The 15,865-nt window shown below is 39.0% G+C and carries 15 protein-coding genes; all 15 read right to left on the reverse strand.

Going from position 1 to position 15,865, the window contains the following annotated elements; genetic code table 11:
• Positions 1-88 precede the first annotated feature (88 nt).
• The 15 genes from dapA to infB all read right to left on the reverse strand — a co-directional run bounded on the left by dapA (position 89) and on the right by infB (position 15,857).
• A complete protein-coding gene (dapA, locus tag MN204_RS03665; RefSeq protein ID WP_249869732.1) occupies positions 89-955 on the reverse strand; it encodes a 4-hydroxy-tetrahydrodipicolinate synthase in 867 nt (288 codons plus the stop codon).
• 65 nt (positions 956-1,020) lie between these two features.
• Positions 1,021-2,250, reverse strand: a complete 1,230-nt coding sequence (gene dapG / locus MN204_RS03670) for an aspartate kinase (protein ID WP_249869733.1) — start codon at positions 2,248-2,250, stop codon at positions 1,021-1,023.
• Between the two features lie 74 nt (positions 2,251-2,324).
• On the reverse strand, positions 2,325-3,371 hold the full coding sequence (gene asd, locus MN204_RS03675; RefSeq protein ID WP_249869734.1) for an aspartate-semialdehyde dehydrogenase: 1,047 nt from the start codon (positions 3,369-3,371) through the stop codon (positions 2,325-2,327).
• Positions 3,372-3,417: 46 nt separating this feature from the next.
• Positions 3,418-4,023 carry a dipicolinate synthase subunit B gene (gene dpaB, locus MN204_RS03680; protein WP_249869735.1) on the reverse strand — a complete coding sequence of 202 codons (606 nt, stop codon included), beginning with the start codon at positions 4,021-4,023 and terminating at the stop codon, positions 3,418-3,420.
• On the reverse strand, positions 4,020-4,904 hold the full coding sequence (gene dpaA / locus MN204_RS03685; protein ID WP_249869736.1) for a dipicolinic acid synthetase subunit A: 885 nt from the start codon (positions 4,902-4,904) through the stop codon (positions 4,020-4,022). The genes dpaB and dpaA overlap by 4 nt, the downstream gene beginning before the upstream one ends.
• Before the next feature lie 439 nt (positions 4,905-5,343).
• Positions 5,344-5,586, reverse strand: coding sequence for a YlmC/YmxH family sporulation protein (locus MN204_RS03690; protein WP_249869737.1), 243 nt, complete (start codon positions 5,584-5,586; stop codon positions 5,344-5,346).
• A 135-nt stretch (positions 5,587-5,721) separates the two neighbouring features.
• Entirely contained in the window at positions 5,722-6,945 is a 1,224-nt protein-coding gene (locus MN204_RS03695; protein WP_249869738.1) for a M16 family metallopeptidase, read from the reverse strand.
• A gap of 41 nt (positions 6,946-6,986) precedes the next feature.
• Positions 6,987-7,931: a polysaccharide deacetylase family protein gene (locus MN204_RS03700; protein ID WP_249869739.1), complete on the reverse strand. Its 945-nt coding sequence runs from the start codon at positions 7,929-7,931 to the stop codon at positions 6,987-6,989.
• A 102-nt stretch (positions 7,932-8,033) separates the two neighbouring features.
• Complete coding sequence (locus MN204_RS03705) at positions 8,034-10,151, reverse strand: polyribonucleotide nucleotidyltransferase (protein WP_249869740.1); 2,118 nt, start codon at positions 10,149-10,151, stop codon at positions 8,034-8,036.
• A 393-nt stretch (positions 10,152-10,544) separates the two neighbouring features.
• Positions 10,545-10,814 carry a 30S ribosomal protein S15 gene (gene rpsO / locus MN204_RS03710; RefSeq protein WP_249869741.1) on the reverse strand — a complete coding sequence of 90 codons (270 nt, stop codon included), beginning with the start codon at positions 10,812-10,814 and terminating at the stop codon, positions 10,545-10,547.
• Positions 10,815-11,116: 302 nt separating this feature from the next.
• Positions 11,117-12,061, reverse strand: coding sequence for a bifunctional riboflavin kinase/FAD synthetase (locus MN204_RS03715; RefSeq protein WP_249869742.1), 945 nt, complete (start codon positions 12,059-12,061; stop codon positions 11,117-11,119).
• A 26-nt stretch (positions 12,062-12,087) separates the two neighbouring features.
• Positions 12,088-12,981, reverse strand: a complete 894-nt coding sequence (gene truB / locus MN204_RS03720; protein WP_249869743.1) for a tRNA pseudouridine(55) synthase TruB — start codon at positions 12,979-12,981, stop codon at positions 12,088-12,090.
• A gap of 95 nt (positions 12,982-13,076) precedes the next feature.
• Positions 13,077-13,418 (reverse strand): 30S ribosome-binding factor RbfA, encoded by a 342-nt coding sequence (rbfA, locus tag MN204_RS03725; RefSeq protein WP_249869744.1) that lies wholly within the window; start codon positions 13,416-13,418, stop codon positions 13,077-13,079.
• 28 nt (positions 13,419-13,446) lie between these two features.
• Positions 13,447-13,725, reverse strand: a complete 279-nt coding sequence (locus tag MN204_RS03730) for a DUF503 domain-containing protein (protein ID WP_249869745.1) — start codon at positions 13,723-13,725, stop codon at positions 13,447-13,449.
• On the reverse strand, positions 13,722-15,857 hold the full coding sequence (infB, locus tag MN204_RS03735) for a translation initiation factor IF-2 (protein ID WP_249869746.1): 2,136 nt from the start codon (positions 15,855-15,857) through the stop codon (positions 13,722-13,724). The genes MN204_RS03730 and infB overlap by 4 nt, the downstream gene beginning before the upstream one ends.
• Positions 15,858-15,865: the final 8 nt, after the last annotated feature.

The following is a 15,865-nucleotide window of genomic DNA, read 5'->3' on the forward strand; positions in this document are numbered from 1 at the left end:
TTATATAGACATATAAGAAGTTGGACTGACCTAGTCTGAACATCTCGCAGCTAAGTGACGAGTGTTCTAGGCTAGGTCATAAATGGTTCTACCCTTCAAGAAGAAGCTTTAATTTCTCCATTTCTTCATCCGTAAGTCTGACGAGAGGCAGCCTTACACCACCTGTCTCAATCCCTTTCATTTGCAATGCAGCTTTGACCGGGCTAGGATTTGGCGCTGTAAAGAGTCCATTCATCACTGGAAGCATATTTCGGTGAATGGTGGCAGCTTCCCTTGTATTGCCGTTAAGAAAATGGTTGACCATTGCTTTCATTTCATTCCCTATAATATGGGAAGCTACAGAAACGACACCATCCGCACCAAGTGCAAGCATCGGTAATGTTAATCCATCGTCTCCACTGTATACACTGAAATCATCCGCTGTGCTGTTGATAATTTCTGAAACTTGATCAAGATCTCCGCTTGCTTCTTTCACAGAAACAATGTTATCAAGCATACTCAACTGAATGATTGTTTCTGCTGTCATATTTACAGCCGAGCGACCAGGGATGTTATAAAGCATAATTGGCAAATTAGTTTCTTTCGCAATTGCCGCAAAATGCTCATACATTCCCTGCTGACTTGGCTTATTGTAATAAGGGGCTACCAGCATAATTCCATCCACACCGCATCTTTCGGCCTCTTTTGTAAGTTGTATGGATGCGGCTGTATCATTGCTTCCAGTTCCAGCTATAACAGGTACTCTCTTATTCACTTGCTTTACAACATGTGTAAACAGGACGACCTTTTCTTCGTTTGTCAGTGTCGGTGATTCCCCGGTTGTTCCTGCTACCACCAAACCATCCGTTCCATTATCAAGTAAATATTCAATTAAAATGCTCGTTCGTTCAAGATCTATTTTTCCTTCATTATCAAATGGAGTGACCAAAGCGGTCAGGACTTGCCCAAAATTCATACATAATCACCTTTCTTCTATACGTGTGTTCAGGGATTTCTGAACACCTTCGTTAAGGCTCTTGATCACAACGGCTCATTTATATCACTTAACCCAAATACTTCATGCAAAGCATTTACTGCAGTAATTAAGTCATTAGCATGGACCAGGACCCAGATTGTAGTATGACTATCAGCAGATTGCAATATCTGCACCCCTGCATTCGTTAATGCTTGAACAATTTTTGAGGCAACTCCAGGTACACCAGTCATTCCGGCTCCTACTGCAGAAACTTTCGCACATCCTTCCGTAATCTCTGGATTAAATCCGAGAACTTCAAGAATATGGACCGCTCTTTCAGTAAGAGAAGCAGGAACTGTATACACTACTCCTGTAGGGGAAATATTAATGAAATCCACTGATATTCCGGCTTCAGCCATTGCCTTGAAAACTTCAGACTGAAGACGATAGGCAGATTCTTTTGTTTGAACTTTAATTTGGGTAATCGATGACATATGTGCTATCCCAGTAATCATTCTGTCAGGAATATCCATCCCTAATTCAAGAAGCCGCGAGGAAGTAACCAATGTACCAAGTTCCTGAGAATAGGTTGACCTTATACGCATTGGTATTTTTCCTTGCATCGCAATCTCTACTGCACGTGGATGGATTACTTTTGCACCCTGATATGCCAAATTACAGATCTCATTATATGTGACAATATCCAATGGGCGAGCAGTTTTAACTACTCTCGGATCTGCTGTCATAATACCATTAACATCTGTAAAAATTTCAATCCGCTCTGCAGCCAATGCTACACCAAGCGCGGCAGCACTCGTATCACTGCCACCTCGACCAATAGTCGTCATCTCACCTGATTCACTCACACCCTGAAAACCAGCAACAACGACAACATCATGCTTCTCAAATTCTTTCAAGATCCTAGTTGGATTTACTTCTTTTATCTTAGCCTTGTTGAAATCATCAGTTGTCAAAAAACCTGCCTGTGCTCCGGTTAATGCTGTTGCAGCTATATGGTTCTTTTGAAGTTCATTTGACAGAACCACTGCAGAGATTATTTCCCCGCAAGACATTAACATATCCAGTTCACGTGCAGAGTTCTGATTTGCGGGATAATCTACAAGACCTAACAAAGTATCCGTTGCATATGGATCAGGCTTTCTTCCTAATGCAGATACGACTACAACTAGCTTATAGTCTTTAACCAAGGCATCTTTAATGTGTTTTATTACATGTTCCCTATTTTCTTCAGTTTGAACGGAGGTTCCACCGAATTTTTGAACCAACACTTGCATCATAACACCTCTATTATTACCGGATACTGTATGTTTATAAAGGAAACCCATGTGCTCCCTTTATAAACATCCTATTATAGCCAATTATTTTTAATTAATGATTGTGCAATCTGTACCGTATTCCACGCAGCTCCTTTAAGGAGATTATCAGATACAACCCATAAGTGGAATCCTCTAGGGTTATCAAGATCCTTGCGAACACGGCCAACAAAAACGTCTTCTTTATCTGCAGAACTTAAAGGTGTTGGATAGAGTTGAGCTCCCGGATCATCCTGAAGTACAACTCCATCAGCAGTTTCCAATACTTTCCACAAGTCAGCTACAGTTACGTCATCTTTATCGACTTCAATATAGACGCTTTCTGCATGTGACGTAAAGAAAGGTAACCGAACACATGTAGCCGCTACAGATAGTTTCTCATCATGCATAATTTTTTTAGTTTCATTGATCATTTTCATTTCTTCGAAGGTATATCCATTTTCTCCAAAAACATCGATTTGTGGAAGTGCATTGAAAGCTATTGGATAATGTCTTTTATCACCTGTTACCGGAAGCAGATTTGCCTCCATTTCTTCCCCATTTAAAAATTGCTGTGCCTGTGCTTTAAGCTCCTCTGTTGCTTGTGCGCCTGCACCTGATACAGCCTGATAGGTTGATACGATAATTCGATTTATTCCAAACGTATCCTTAATTGGTTTAAGTGCAGCAACCATTTGAATCGTTGAGCAGTTTGGATTGGCAATAATTCCTTTATGATTTGCAATGTCTTCATTATTTACTTCTGGAACAACAAGTGGAACATTCTCATCCATTCGGTATGCACTTGTATTGTCCACCACTACTGCACCATGTTTCACTGCTTCCGGTGCCAGCTCCTTGGAAACAGAGCCGCCTGCAGAAAATAACGCAATGTCCACTCCCGCAAAACTTTCAGGTTTTGCTTCCTCAATCGTTATTTCCTTTGTTCCAAATAATACTTTCTTCCCTGCAGACCTCTTGGAAGAGAGTAATTTCAATTCATTTATAGGAAAATTCTTTTCTTCTAATAGTTGCATGATCTTTTGACCAACTGCCCCTGTTGCACCGACTATTGCTATATTGTAAGCTGTTTTTTGTGTCATTTGTAATAACTCCCTTCAATATGGAAAAAATTAAGCTTCTAATTTATTATTTTAACATATTTTTAGGGTGATAAGGAACAATAATTGGTTGTAATTGTTTACCCTCTAAAGCAAATTCTACACTTTCAACTAAATAATCCAACTTGGCAACCATCGAATTAGGCTTGGTATATGGATTGTCCTGACCAAATGGTATAAAATAAATATTTTTACTGTTCATGAGCTTTATTAAATTGGAACCGTTTAAACCTAGTGCATCGTTTGTCGTTACACCAAGCAAAACCGGACTCTGATTTCGCATCGTGGATTTAGCTGCCATCAATACAGGATTATCGGTAAGTGCATTTGCCAATTTACTTAATGAATTTCCGGTTAATGGTGCGATAACCATGCAGTCGAGAGGATATTTTGGTCCGAAGGGTTCTGCATCCGGAATGGTTCTTATAACCTTTTTACCTGTGATGCTTTCCAGCTTTTCCATATGTTCAGAAGCTCTGCCAAACTTCGTATCTGTGTTTTGGACCGTATAGGAAACGATTGGAATGACTTCAGCTTGCTCAGCTACCAATTTTTCTATCTGCGGAAACACCTGACTATGGGTATGATGGGATCCTGTCAACCCAAAACCGATTCGTTTTCCGGCCAGACTCATACGGACTCCCTCTTTTCCTCTAAAATTTGTGTAATCACATCGGCCAATATTTTACCTGCCGTTTTTGGAGCAACAATTCCAGGTAAACTCCTCGCCAGTATTGCTTTTATGCCACGTTTCTGGGCATAGTCAAAATCTGTTCCACCAGGCTTTGATGCCAAATCTATGATGATACCATTCGTCGGTAGATTCTGAATTTCTTCCTTCGTTACAACAGGAGCCGGTATTGTATTAATGAGAACATCACAGTTATGGGTATGCTCAGACAGTTTTTCCATTGGGATAGCATGAAGGCCCATTTCTGTAATTCTGGCCAAGTCTCTAATGCTTCTTGCACATACAGATACTTTCGCTCCCAAGGCAGAGAATTTATTTGCAACAGTGTTTCCTACCCGCCCGAATCCTGTCACTATTACCCGTGAAGAATGTATCGTATGATCTGTTTGTTCAAATGCCATCATTATGGCTCCTTCTGCAGTAGGTATTGAATTATAAATGGCGACATCATCCCGGTCGAGTAAAGGAATTAATGTAACTTCAGCTTCCTTTACCGCAGACGATAGATAATCATTGGTTATACCAGTAAAAATAATGGAAGACTTCTTTAGTTTTTTAAACCATGCTTTACTAAGATTTGCTTTTCTTACCGAGAATACCGTTTCAAGGTTACCGACCATATCCGTACCTGTAATCGGCAGAATGATTGCATCTAACTTGGATTGATCCAATTCTTCCAGGTCGACTTGATTCAACTCAGTAAATCCCTGTTCCAGCTTGTCAAACCCAACGAGAATAATTCTAGTGTCAGGTAATTTTTTCAGTTGCCTGATTAGTTCCAAATAACGTGCATCTCCACCAATCACAGCTATTAATTGACTCATTCTTGTTTTTACCCTCCAGACATCCATTACCTTTATTCATTTTCTTTATAGCTTATGTGATAGTACCCTAGGAGTGATTGTCAGTTTTAAAAAAATAGCCCTTTTCAAAATGTTTGCTGCTTTTATCATTGGAGTTGATATAAATTGCGACGTAACTTCTAACTGGGTAAGACATGTAGAACTGGTTATGAAAACAGGTTACTTCGGCAGCCACCCATGTTCCTGCGTGTATTTCCCAGAGCGGTAGCGGAAGTAACTTGCTCCAGTATCGTCTGCAGGTCTACGGTAAATATCAGTTATGTCGCAGTCTACAGATTAACGTTCAAAACTGCATTTTTGTTCGTACGATCCGTGCGGGATTCGGAATCTTTTTGAAAATATCCTAAAAAAAGGAAAAAACAAGTATCACAACAGTGACACTTGCCTTTTCAAATATGTTTTATTCAGAAAGATTTGTATCGATCATAATCATATCTTCGCCTATTTTCTTTATAGACTTCCATCTGATTTTTGTTTCTTCGCCTTCTTTTACCAATCCGAACCACTTATAGTTAGGAATGATAAAAGATTCGATTTGTCCGGTACTCTCATCAATTTCCAAGTCCGTCTGCCCAAGTATTCCAAGTCTTGTACCTTCATTGACATTGATGATTTCCTTATCACTCATATCTCTAAATCGCATTTTTCTACCTCCTGCCAATTTGTATACTACATATATATGTAAGGCTTTTAAAACCTATGTATGAAGAACAATACTGTCCAAATTAAAAAGCAAGCCCTGAACCTTTGCTGGTTTGGCTTGCTTTTATTGGTTAGTTTAGTTTGTATGTGCCGGCGCAATTAAGGCACTTGATGCAGGATTATTGAAAACTTGCTTAATGACTTGCTGAATGGAATCATGATTAACTGCATCGATTTCACGAATGATTTCATCCAGTGTTCGGTGCCGTTGAAGCAGCAGTTCATTTCTTCCGTTTCTCGACATTCTGCTGTTCGTGCTTTCCAGGCTGAGCATTAAACTTCCTTTAAGTTGCTCCTTGCTGTTTCGCAGTTCTTTGTCAGAAAGGCCATCTTTAATCAGTGTGTCTACTGTTTTCTTAATTGTATCCCTGAGCAACGCGAGCTGGTCTTTACCAGTACCTGCATAGATAGTGAGCAATCCATTGTCAAGGAATGTGGAATGGTATGAGAAAACAGAATAAGCAAGTCCCTGCTTTTCTCGGACATCCTGAAACAACCTGGAACTCATACTGCCACCGAGAACATTGTTCATTATAACAAGGCTGTAAATATTTTCATCGCCCTGCGGCAGACCTTCAAACCCTAAACAAAGGTGTGCCTGCTCTGTATCTTTATTGCGCTCAATGGAGTCGGCAAGAAAAGAAGGTCTTATAATTTGACTGTTATCTGAAAGGGCTTCATACCCTCCAAAATAACTTTCAACAGTACGCATAAAGGACTCTTCCACATTTCCAGCAACCGAGACTACTACGTTATCAGGAGTATAGCGTTGATTCACATAATTTCTAAGTATTGTTGGGTTAAACGTCTTTAAATGCTCTTCCGTCCCAAGAATAGAATAGCCTAACGGATGACTGCCATAGGATGCTTTTGCCAATAAGTCATGCACAATATCATCAGGTGTATCTTCGTACATCTTTATTTCTTCATAAACTACTTTCTTTTCCCTCTCTAATTCCTCTTCGTCAAATGTGGAATTAAAGAACATGTCAGCGAGAATTTCCAAAGCATAATCCTTATGTGTATCCAATACCTTTGCATAATAACACGTATATTCTTTTGATGTGAAGGCATTAATTTGCCCACCAATAGAATCGAAAGCTTCAGCTATATCCTGTGCGGAGCGTGTCTTCGTTCCTTTAAAAAACATATGCTCCAAGAAATGGGAAATTCCATTATTTTCTACGGTTTCATTTCTTGAACCGGTTAATACCCATATACCAATGGTCACGGATCGAACTGCAGGTATTTTTTCTAATACAATACGCAATCCATTTTTGCTCGTATGCTTTTCTATCAAAATTTTTCCTCCTAAAGTAAATGAATCCAGGCTTTTACATATTATCGCTCTTCACTGAGAAGTAAATCAATCGTTCCTATTCTGTATCCGCTGTCTTTAACTAATTTTATGAGTTGGTCCAGCCCATTTGCAGTGGAAGATGTCGGATGCATAAGCACCGTTGCGCCCGGGTGGATTTTTCCTTTTACCCGGTTAATCATAACAGAAACGGAGGGATTCTTCCAATCAACCGTATCGACAGTCCATAGAATCGTCTCCATTTCAAGATTACTTGCAGCCTGTACAACCCGATCATTGAAACTTCCACTCGGTGGAGCGAACCATGTTGGTTTTTCACCAGTAATTGCTTTAAGGATCTGATTTGTTTGATCGATTTGATCGATATTTTCCTGATCAGACAATCTTGCCATATCCGGGTGGTTATACGCATGGTTTCCAATCAGATGACCCTGTTCATCGATCATCTTGACAAGCTCAGCATTGTCCTTAGCCCATTTACCTTCAATGAAAAAGGTAGCTTTAACTTTATTTTCTTTTAATATACGTAACATTTCCGGGATAAATTCTGCCCCCCATGAAACATTGATTAAAAATGCAACCATTTCTTTTTCCGGATGACCACGGTATATCGGAGAAGCAGGCAAATCTTTTAATTTAACCTCAGGTGGAACTTGTTCATAAACGAGTAAAGACGCGTCAAAGATCCCTTCTTTTTTCATCTTTTCATAAGACTTTTCGACATTTACTCTTAAACCATTTCTTCCCGCTGTCTTCTTCCATACCTCATCAATATAAGCATTTTGGGGTTCCTCAAATAAATCTTCACTTTTTTCCCTGATTTCCATGTATAATGTATCACTTTGATTCACAGTCTGTATTCCCATTGTCTCTGAATTAATATCAAAAGGATTATATTCAACATCATATACCATCGCAACAAGTAATAAAAAAACACATAAATTAACATACTTTCGGTATTTGCCCATACGTACCCCTCCCCTTACAATTTATGCAAAGGAAGGACAAGTATGTTTTAATTTAAAAGAAAAAAAGAAACTGGAAATCAGTTTCTTTTTAAAATGTAGTTGTTATTGTTGTTTAGCTTTTTCAGCTCTTTCCTTTTCTTCAGCCAATACAACTTTACGAGAAAGGTTAACGCGCCCTTGACGATCGATTTCTTTAACTTTGACCATGATCTGATCACCAATGGAAACAACGTCTTCAACTTTGTTTGTACGTTCTTCAGCAAGTTCGGATATGTGTACCAAACCATCTTTTCCTTTAAATAATTCAACAAAGGCACCAAATTTTTCAATACGTTTAACCGTACCGAGATACATTTGACCAACTTCAACTTCACGAACGAGATCTTCGATAATTTTCTTCGCTTTTTCATTCATGGATGGATCTGTAGACGATATGAACACACTGCCATCCTGCTCAATGTCAATTTTAACCCCAGTTTCATCAATGATTTGATTGATTTGTTTACCGCTCGGTCCGATAACATCGCGGATTTTATTCGGATTGATGGACATTGTCAGGATCTTCGGTGCAAATTCCGACAGCTCGGCTTTAGGCTCGTTTATCGTAGCAAGCATGGAATCAAGGATTTCCATACGCCCTTTTTTTGCTTGTGTCAATGCTTCTTCAAGGATTTCTCTTGATAAACCATCTATTTTTATATCCATTTGAAGAGCAGTTACTCCTTCAGAAGTTCCCGCAACTTTAAAGTCCATATCACCCAAAGCATCTTCCATTCCTTGAATGTCGGTGAGAATCGTATAGTCCTCCCCTGATTTCACAAGACCCATAGCTATTCCTGCTACAGGAGCTTTAATCGGTACACCTGCATCCATCATTGCCAGGGTGCTTGCACAAATACTTGCCTGAGAAGTGGAACCGTTCGATTCGAGCACTTCAGATACTAGACGAATCGTATAAGGGAAATCCTTTTCATTAGGAACAACTTTTTCAAGTGCACGTTCACCCAATGCACCATGGCCAATTTCACGACGCCCTGGTCCTCTGATTGGTCCTGTTTCCCCTACACTGTATTGCGGAAAATTATAATGGTGCATAAATCGTTTGGACTCTTCAAGATCCAAACCATCCAAAATCTGAACATCTCCTAAAGCCCCTAATGTACATATACTCAAGGCTTGAGTTTGTCCACGTGTAAATAATCCAGATCCATGTGTTCTTGGCAGTACGCGGATACGTGAGGAAAGTGGACGGATTTCCTCCGGTTTACGACCATCTGGACGGATTTTCTCTTTTGTAATCAAACGACGTACTTCTTCTTTTACCATTTTATCCAAAATCGACTTTACTTGTTTGATTTCCTCTGGATCAGCTTCTTCATATGCTTCAAGTACTGCTTCTCTCACATCGGAAATTGCTTCCTCTCTAGCATGCTTTTCCTGAACTTGGATTGCTTCAATTAATTTATCTTTTGCTTCAGCTTCTACTTTAACAGTCAATTCTTCATCAAGCTCGAATAAGATGATATCCGATTTTCCCACTGCCGCAGCTTTCACAATCTCTTCCTGGAATGCAACAAGACGTTTTATTTCTTCATGGCCAAACATAATCGCTTCAAGCATCACTTCTTCAGCTACTTCATCTGCTCCAGCTTCCACCATGTTAATAGCATCTTTTGTTCCAGCAACAGTTAACTCTATATCACTTTTTGCTTCCTGTTCAATGGTAGGATTAATGATAAACTCCCCATCAACCCGTCCAACATTTACGCCTGCAATGGGCCCAGCAAAAGGAATATTGGAAATGCTGAGTGCGATTGATGATCCAATCATTGCCGCTATTTCGGAAGGACAGTCCTGATCAACACTCATTACGGTACTGATTACTTGTACTTCATTTCTGAAACCATCCGGAAATAGTGGTCGGATTGGACGGTCAATCAAACGAGACGAAAGAATAGCTTTTTCGCTTGGGCGTCCTTCACGTTTAATAAACCCTCCAGGAATTTTACCCACAGCATACAAACGTTCTTCATAATTAACGGTTAATGGAAAAAACGGTAAATCCTTTGGTTGTTTCGATGCTGTCGCTACAGACAATACAGACGTATCTCCATAATGTACCATACATGCACCATTTGCCTGTTTTGCCAGTTCTCCAATCTCTATCGTAAATTTCTGTCCTGAAATTTCTGTGGAGAATACTTGTTTTTCTTCTGCCATTAGTAATAGTGCTCCTTTCATTACAACTTTCTATTTTCATTTTATAGTTTATAAAACTATATGTAAATTCTACCCCGCTTGGTTATACACATGAATTCCTTATTATAGAATAAACGATAGCCGTACAGGAATCAAACTTCAGGTATATACCGCTTCGTAATTTCAGTGATATAGGTATGTCCTAAAGGCACCTTTAGTAGAATCGGACTATCTAAGGACAGTCAATCCTCCACTTGAATAGGAGTTCAACATGTCTGTGCATGCAGGATCAAGTGAAACTTCATTCAGTGGGGATATTACAGCCTATTAATGCGTGATAGAAGTATACTATGTAAGTCTGAATAATTAATGATATTAGAAAAAGCAGGATTTCTCCTGCTTTTTGAAAAAAAATTATCGGCGTAGGCCAAGTTTTTTAATTAGTTCACGGTAACGAGTAACGTCATTGTTACGTAAGTAAGTAAGCAAGTTACGACGTTTACCAACCATTTTCAAAAGACCACGACGTGAATGGTGATCTTTTTTATGAACACGCAAATGTTCGTTCAATGCATTGATATCTTCAGTAAGTACAGCGATTTGTACTTCCGGAGATCCAGTGTCAGTTTCATGAACCTTGTATTCATTGATGATTTCATTCTTACGTTCTTGTGTAATAGCCATGTGGCGCACCTCCTGGTAATATAATTATAGCCCCTATCTCCTAGCAAACGTCGGAGTTACGATTTGCCAAGGGATGGTTTTACGTTTACAAGCATAACGCTTCCGCTGAAAAAAATCAAGTCCCACAATACATTTTCATACAACTTTTGCATAGTTAAATTGACAAATAGCCATTGGTACAATTAGGAGATCTAGAGATTACTGCTCAAGTTACTTTAAATTAACTGTTATGCTTTCTCGCATTTGACATAAACTGCGACGTTTGATAAGCAACTTCGGCAATCTCTCTGGGAAATTTACATTTAACTTTGCTCAGAAAAATATGCTCGGATAATTCTCTCATCCATTTCCATTTCCTCTATCAATGCTTGTGCACTGTCAAATTTCTCTTCATCGCGAATATATTTATGCCATTCTACAAGCAATTCTTCCCCATACAAATCATTATTATAATCGAATATATTTACTTCAGCAGATAGATCCTCTCTATCTTCAGTAAAAGTGGGATTGGTTCCAATGTTTGCCATGCCTTCGTAAATTTCATTTTTATATATGACTTTTACTGCGTAAACACCTTTCCTCGGAAGCAGTACATCATCATGTAAACCGAGGTTTGCAGTTGGATATCCCAATTCTCTTCCTCGTTGATCGCCTCTGATTACAATCCCGCCAGTTACTAATGGCCGGCCAAGTAGAGCATTTGCTTCGTCAACTTTTCCGGTTTTCAAAAGCTGGCGAATTTTTGTGGAACTAATTTTATCATCTTGCATGGTAACTTTATCTATTGTTGTGAAATCGAAATTGTTACGGGAATACTGGTGAATATTCTCCATGTTTCCCTTGCCTTTATGCCCAAAAGAATAATCAAATCCTGCTACAAGATGTTTTATATTCAGACCGATAATAAAATGATCGATGAATTCCTGTGGTGACAGCTTGGACAATTCCTCATTGAAATTAATTATATATAAACGATCCACATTCATTTGCTTCAGCAATTCCTGTTTTTGTTTCATTGGGGTTATATACTTTACGTGCTGTACACCTTTTTTCAATACTACGGATGGATGAGGGTGGAATGTAATTACTGCACTATCGATATTACTTTTCCCTGCTTCTTCCACAGCAGTCTTGATAACTCGTTGATGTCCTTTATGTATACCATCAAAAAAACCAATAGCACAAACTGTCTCTGGCAGTTCTTCTAATCCTAACGTATGTGGATATGTCAATTCAATTGTCCTCATAATCACTCACCTGCACTTTTTATCATTCATTCGCTGAAAACTCGAACCGGCTTAATTTGTTCGGGGTTATCAGGGTGTTGTTGATAGATTGCTAATAATTGCTCATTATACATCATAACAAAAGGATCCGTATGAAGTCTCTCCGTAGGCAATGGAAGCTTCTGTCCATTCAGAACTCTGCCTTTTACTTCATGATTAACTTGAAGTGTATCAAGATGATTCAATCCTTCCGTTATTGGTCGCAGCAATTGATTCTGTTCACCTTTTTCAACAGCTTCTTCTATAGTATCAAAAGTTACGGTATTTTTCTCAGAAAATGTACCGGTTTCTGTCCGAACTAGTCCAGACATATGAGCTGGATAGCCTAATTGTTTTCCAATATCCACACATAATGTTCGAATATATGTACCTTTTGAACAGACAACTCTCATACGAATCGTATGGTTCGACATATTAACGGATAATTTATCGAGTTCATGGATAGTCACTTCCCGCTTCGGCCGTTCGACTTTCTCATTCGCCCTTGCATATTCGTAGAGCTTTCTACCGTTAACTTTCACAGCGGAGTACATTGGGGGAATTTGCACAATCTTCCCTTTAAATGACTGGAGTACCGAATCAATTTCAGCTTCCTGGGGCATTTCACGAACGTCTTTCTGCTCAACCATACTACCATGAGCATCTTCCGTATCTGTCGCTGAACCGAGCTTTAATTCAGCAATGTATGTTTTTTTCGTATCTGTAAGAAAAGGGACAATTTTCGTTGCTTGTCCGATACAGATAGGTAGCACTCCTTCAACTTCGGGATCAAGCGTTCCGGTATGCCCTACTTTTTTTGTTTTATAATATCTTCGGCATTTCATGACACAGTCATGTGATGTAAATCCTTTTGGCTTCCATAATGGTAAAATTCCATCCATTTAACTAGCCTCCAATGGGTAGATATGATGTAAATGAGTGTATGAAAAATCTGACCCACTTTTATACTTGATAAACAGGTCAGATTCTCATGCATCTATTTATTTAAATCTTTAAGAATGGATTCGATGCGGTTTCCATATTCATATGCTTCATCAAACTCAAAAGTCAATTCGGGTGTTTTGCGAAGACGGATTCGACTTCCAATTTCCGAACGTATAAATCCTTTCGCTTTAGCAAGACCCATCAGTGTATCCTGCCGTTTCTTGTCATCACCCAAAACAGAGATATAAACTTTTGCCTGTTGCAAATCACCGGTAACTTCTACATCCGTAACGGTAACAAACCCCACTCTTGGGTCTTTTATTTTTCGAGTCAGGATATCACTCAATTCCTTTTTCATTTGTTCAGCTACCCTGTTTGCCCTTAATTCAGCCATTTTATTCACCTCAGTTAAAATGAGAGTTTTATAACCGCTCCACATTTGTTATGGTGCGTTCAAGCTCTGTAAATCCATCGATTGTTTTCAATGCACGATTAATTATTTTTTCTGCATGGACATAATCTGTGGAAATTGCCACGATACCTATTTTAGTCCGTTGCCACAAATCATGATACGCAATTTCTGTAACCGCAACATTAAAATTATGGTGCAATTTCGCTAATAGCTTTTTTATGACGGAACGCTTTGCCTTAAGTGAATGCCCCTCATAGAGGAGACACTCTACTTCAGCATATACAATCATTTGCGTTCAATTTCTTCCATAACGAATGCTTCAATAACGTCGCCTTCTTTAATATCGTTGAAGTTGGCAATTGTTATACCACACTCATAGTTTTGTGCAACTTCTTTAACATCATCCTTAAAACGTTTAAGTGCCAGTAATTCACCTTCATAGAGAACTACACCTTCACGAATGAGTCTAACCTTGGAATCACGAGTTATTTTGCCGTCAATTACATAGCTTCCTGCAATCGTACCAATTTTAGATACTTTAAATATTTCACGAACTTCTGCCTGCCCAATTACTTTCTCTGCGAACACAGGATCAAGCAAGCCTTTCATTGCTGACTCTATTTCCTCAATCGCATTATAAATGACTCTGTGAAGACGAATATCGACTTTTTCTGAGTCAGCAGCATTTTTTGCATTCACATCCGGGCGGACATTGAAACCAATAACGATTGCATTCGAAGCTGAAGCAAGAATAACATCCGATTCAGTAATTGCACCTACACCTGTGTGGATGATTTTGATGTTAACACCTTCGACCTCGATTTTACGTAGGGAAGCAGCAAGTGCCTCGACCGAACCTTGAACATCACCTTTTACAATGATATTCAACTCTTTCATTTCACCTTGTTTAATTTTATCGAAAAGATCTTCCAAGCTGACTTTAGACTGTTCTCCACGGCTTGCAACAATGTGTTTCTGTTGACGTGCCTCACCAATTTGACGGGCTTTTTTCTCATCATTAAAGACGAGGAAGTGGTCTCCGGCCTGTGGTACATCATGTAATCCGGTAATTTCAACTGGGGTAGAAGGACCAACTTCCGTTACACGTTTACCAATATCATTCACCATAGCACGAACACGGCCAAACGTATTACCGACTACGATAGCGTCTCCGACATGTAATGTACCATTTTGTACCAGTAATGTGGAAACAGATCCTCTTCCTTTGTCCAATTGTGCGTCAATTACTGTACCGGATGCATTGGCATTTGGATTTGCTTTTAACTCTTCAACTTCTGCTATAAGCAAGATCATTTCCAGTAAATCATCAATTCCCTCACTTTTGATGGCGGAAATGTTTACGAAGATGGTAGATCCACCCCAATCCTCAGGAATCAATTCGTATTCTGTCAGTTCCTGCATAACGCGATCGGGATTTGCCGCTTCTTTATCCATTTTATTGACAGCAACGATAATCGGTACTTCTGCCGCTTTCGCATGATTAATTGCTTCTACAGTCTGTGGCATAACACCGTCATCTGCTGCAACTACAAGAATAGCAATATCTGTAACCTGTGCACCACGGGAACGCATGCTTGTAAATGCAGCATGGCCAGGTGTATCCAGGAATGTAATTTTCTTGCCGTCATTTTCAACCTGATATGCACCGATGTGCTGTGTAATACCACCAGCTTCTCCTGCTGTTACTTTCGTATGGCGAATCGAATCAAGCAATGTTGTTTTACCATGGTCAACATGTCCCATAATGGTAACAACAGCCGGTCTTTCAATCAGGTTTTCTTCTTTCTCTTCTTGAACATACTTATCAAAGTCTGTATCTTCCAAAATGATTTCTTTTTCTACTTCAACATCATACTCAGAACAGATTAATTCTACTGCATCGTCATCCAAATCCTGATTCTTAGTAGCCATAACTCCCATAAACATAAGCTTTTTAATAAGTTCGGCTGATTCTTTATTCAATTTTAAAGCTAGATCGTGTACTGTCAATGTATCACTGTATGTGATTTTTTTAGGGGTTTCTTTTACTACCTTTTGTTGATTTGGAGCTTGTTGGTTCCCTTTTTTAGGACCTTTTTGCCTCTTATTGTTGTTCGGTCTGTTTTGCTGATTGTTGTTTCTGAATCCGGCATTTTGATTGCCATTTTTGGCCTGATTGTTCTGTTTTTTCGGATTGTTGGATACATTATTAGGATTGCTTTTATTCACAGACTTTGGAGCTTCTGCATTTGATTGTACGGGCTTGGCTTTGAATTTCTCATCTAATTTTTTCACCATATTATCAGAAATCGTTGACATATGGTTGGAAACTTCCACATTTTGTTCTGTTAAAAAATTAATTACATCTTTACTTGTCGTATTGTTTAATTTTGCATATTCATATACACGCATTTTACTCATACGTTCAC

Source organism: Oceanobacillus saliphilus (assembly GCF_023522835.1).
GTDB classification, from domain to species: domain Bacteria; phylum Bacillota; class Bacilli; order Bacillales; family Amphibacillaceae; genus Oceanobacillus; species Oceanobacillus saliphilus.

Bases quoted from the DNA above. Each gene is read 5' to 3' on its own strand.
- dapA (WP_249869732.1), bottom strand. From the start codon at position 955: ATGAATTTTGGGCAAGTCCTGACCGCTTTGGTCACTCCATTTGATAAT.
- dapG (WP_249869733.1), bottom strand. From the start codon at position 2,250: ATGCAAGTGTTGGTTCAAAAATTCGGTGGAACCTCCGTTCAAACTGAA.
- asd (WP_249869734.1), bottom strand. From the start codon at position 3,371: ATGACACAAAAAACAGCTTACAATATAGCAATAGTCGGTGCAACAGGG.
- dpaB (WP_249869735.1), bottom strand. From the start codon at position 4,023: ATGAGTCTGGCCGGAAAACGAATCGGTTTTGGGTTGACAGGATCCCAT.
- dpaA (WP_249869736.1), bottom strand. From the start codon at position 4,904: ATGAGTCAATTAATAGCTGTGATTGGTGGAGATGCACGTTATTTGGAA.
- MN204_RS03690 (WP_249869737.1), bottom strand. From the start codon at position 5,586: ATGCGATTTAGAGATATGAGTGATAAGGAAATCATCAATGTCAATGAA.
- MN204_RS03700 (WP_249869739.1), bottom strand. From the start codon at position 7,931: ATGGGCAAATACCGAAAGTATGTTAATTTATGTGTTTTTTTATTACTT.
- MN204_RS03705 (WP_249869740.1), bottom strand. From the start codon at position 10,151: ATGGCAGAAGAAAAACAAGTATTCTCCACAGAAATTTCAGGACAGAAA.
- rpsO (WP_249869741.1), bottom strand. From the start codon at position 10,814: ATGGCTATTACACAAGAACGTAAGAATGAAATCATCAATGAATACAAG.
- MN204_RS03715 (WP_249869742.1), bottom strand. From the start codon at position 12,061: ATGAGGACAATTGAATTGACATATCCACATACGTTAGGATTAGAAGAA.
- truB (WP_249869743.1), bottom strand. From the start codon at position 12,981: ATGGATGGAATTTTACCATTATGGAAGCCAAAAGGATTTACATCACAT.
- rbfA (WP_249869744.1), bottom strand. From the start codon at position 13,418: ATGGCTGAATTAAGGGCAAACAGGGTAGCTGAACAAATGAAAAAGGAA.
- MN204_RS03730 (WP_249869745.1), bottom strand. From the start codon at position 13,725: ATGATTGTATATGCTGAAGTAGAGTGTCTCCTCTATGAGGGGCATTCA.
- infB (WP_249869746.1), bottom strand. From the start codon at position 15,857: ATGAGTAAAATGCGTGTATATGAATATGCAAAATTAAACAATACGACA.